Raw genomic sequence first — 1,156 nt, 5'->3', positions numbered from 1 at the left:
CGCGCTCGTCGCGGACATCGAGACCACCCTGACCAACGACACTTCGGCCAAGGGCGTCGCCGCACTGGCGGAGTGGAAGCTGGCTGCCGGTGCCAACGGCTGGAACGGCGAACGCCTGTTCCAGGCGGCACGGTTCGTCACGGAAATGGAATACCAGCACCTGGTGTTCGAGGAGTTCGGCCGCAAGGTCCAACCCGCGATCCAGCCCTTCCACGTCTACCACACGGACCTCAACGCGGCCGTGAGGGCGGAGTTCGCCCACGCGGTCTACCGCTTCGGCCACTCTATGCTGACGGAGACGATCTCGCGCACCAACGCGGACGGCACCGACAACTCCATTTCCCTGCTCCATGGCTTCCTGAACCCGCCCGAGTACACCAACGGCGGATCGGCGGGGTCCCTGACCTCGGAAGAGGCCGCAGGCAGCATCGTCATGGGCATGAGCGACCAGGTCGGCAACGAACTCGACGAGTTCGTGACGGGCACGCTGCGCAACAACCTGCTGGGTCTTCCCCTGGACCTGGCGACGATCAACATGACCCGTGCACGTTCCGAAGGCGTCCCGCCGCTCAATGAGCTGCGGCGCCAGATCAACGACGCCACGGGCGACGCTCAATTGGCTCCGTATACGAGCTGGGCCGACTTCGGGCAGAACCTCAAGCACCCGGAATCGCTGGTCAACTTTGTTGCCGCCTACGGCACCTACCCGACCATCACCAGCGAAACCACGCTGGCGGGCAAGCGGGCAGCGGCCAAGGCAATCGTCGATCCGGGCACCCTGGCGACTCCTCCCACGGCTGACATGAGCGACTTCATGAACAGTGCCGGACCGTGGGCCACTCAGGAGACCGGCCTGAACCGGGTCGACCTCTGGGTTGGCGGCCTGGCGGAGAAGACCAACCTCTTCGGCGGACTCTTGGGCAGCACGTTCAACTACGTGTTCGAGAACCAGATGACCGACCTGCAGAACGGTGACCGCCTGTACTACCTGGCGCGCACGCCGGGCATGAACCTGCGGTCGCAGCTGGAGAGCAACTCCTTCGCGGAGATGATCATGCGCAACACCAATGCGCACTCGCTCAAGGCGGATGCTTTCGGAACCGCCGACTGCAAGTTCCAGCTGGGCAACCTGGCCGGTACACCGGCCGGCTACACG

At 64.7% G+C, this 1,156-nt stretch carries 1 protein-coding gene; it reads left to right on the top strand.

Annotated features, from left to right (window positions below):
• The coding region (locus tag LQV45_RS34360; protein ID WP_290370415.1) for a peroxidase family protein at positions 1-1,156 on the top strand (1,156 nt) is incomplete at both ends.

This window comes from Microbacterium sp. Bi128 (genome assembly GCF_918698205.1).
Note: the sequence above shows the minus strand (reverse complement) of the source record. Positions and strands in the feature narration are given on the sequence as shown.